The 1,716-nt window shown below is 40.7% G+C and carries 1 protein-coding gene; it reads left to right on the forward strand.

All coding sequences use genetic code 11. The annotated features are described in order from the left end of the window. A partial coding sequence (locus tag CXF78_RS16590; RefSeq protein WP_102037398.1) for a TonB-dependent siderophore receptor occupies window positions 1-1,675 on the forward strand: 1,675 nt, incomplete at its 5' end. Window positions 1,676-1,716: the final 41 nt, after the last annotated feature.

The following is a 1,716-nucleotide window of genomic DNA, read 5'->3' on the forward strand; positions in this document are numbered from 1 at the left end:
TGGCGGGATGATTAATTATGTCAGTAAAAAGCCGAGTTTTGTCCAAGATACTGAAGTGACATTAACCACAGGTGATAACGACCGTATGGGCGGGTCAATTGATTCTAAAGGTGGTTTAACGGATTCAATTGCTTATCGTTTAGGCGGTTTTTATGAACAAAAAGACAGTTTTCGAAATAATGCCGACTCTGAAAATACCGAATTAACAGGTGGATTATTATTTCAACTTGGCGATGACACCACGCTCACAACAACGATTGATTACATCAAACAAGACTTAGGTGGTAATCGTTTACGGGGTGTACCCGTTGACGATGAAGGCAATTTTTTAGTTGATCCAAGCTATAACGCAAATGAAAAATCCGACTATCAAAACTTAGAGGCAACTGTGCTTCAAGCGGAATTAAAACACTTTTTCAATGATGATTTGAGCGTGAATACCACGGTTCGCTATCTCGATAATGAACGCGAGCAAGCCTACCATGAGTCCAGAAGTTGGGTTGATGTTAATGGTGACGGTGTGGCCAATATTGACGATAAAACCATTAAGCGTGAATACCGCAAACAATACCGAGCCAACAAAGAGATAAGCGCAACATCTGATTTTGTCTATCGTTTATCTTCTGGCAGCATTGATCAAACTTTGTTATTTGGTGCTGATTATCATCATGTTGATTCTGACTACGATTATTGGTTTGCACGTTATGAAGCTGATGGGATTAAAAATTTGAATATTTTTGATCTTAATTATGGTGAAACCGATCCTTCAACTTATTCACTGACAGACCAAAATCGTGATGGTGCAAAAACCGAACGCCTTGGTTTATATGCTCAGGACCAAATAGCATTAACTGAACAATGGTTGTTAATGGTGGGATTACGTTACGACCATTTTGATGATTTTGATAAAGAAACCGGTTTTGAATATAACGATAATCACGTATCGCCACGCGCAGGTATTGTGTATAAGTTTTCACCAGATCAGTCGTTTTATATTAATTATGCCGAAAGCTTTAACCCGACATCGATTGGCGACCAAGATACGGCAAGTGCTGATGGTGGCTTATTACCTGAAGTTGGTAAACAGATAGAACTTGGGGTTAAAAGTCAGTGGTTTGATGGCAGCGTAATGACCACAGTAGCGGTTTATCAAATTGATAAAAAAGATGTTGCAATGAACAATCCCAATTATACCGATGGCAGCAATGGTGCTCCAGCGTTGGTCAGTCTTGGGCAAGTTGAAAGTAACGGTGCTGAATTTACGCTAACAGGGGATATTACGGAAAATTGGACCGTTATGGCCAACTATGCTTATAACGATACCCGAGTTACTGAAGGCGATGTGGGTGACACTTATGCCGACGGCAGTAAGTTTATCAATGCGCCGCGCCATCAAGCAGGTTTGTGGACTCGTTACGATATTGACAGTTTGAACTCAGCCATTGCGTTTGGGGCCGATTATGTCAGTGAGCAAATGAGTGGCGGTGCGCAACGTGTTAAGCCATTTACCGTATTTGATATGAGCTGGACCACGACATGGCAAGAGACACAATTTCAATTAAACGTGAAAAACTTGTTTGATAAAGAATATGCCGTGAGTGGTTTTTCTGAGCGTAATGGTCATTTTCCTGGTGCGCCAAGAGAAATGGTATTACAGGTATCGCATCACTTTTAACTTAAGACTAATAACGTAAGGCCATAAGGTCTTCTTGAATA

This window comes from Shewanella sp. 11B5, from assembly GCF_002836795.1.
Classification (GTDB): Bacteria; Pseudomonadota; Gammaproteobacteria; order Enterobacterales; family Shewanellaceae; genus Shewanella; species Shewanella frigidimarina.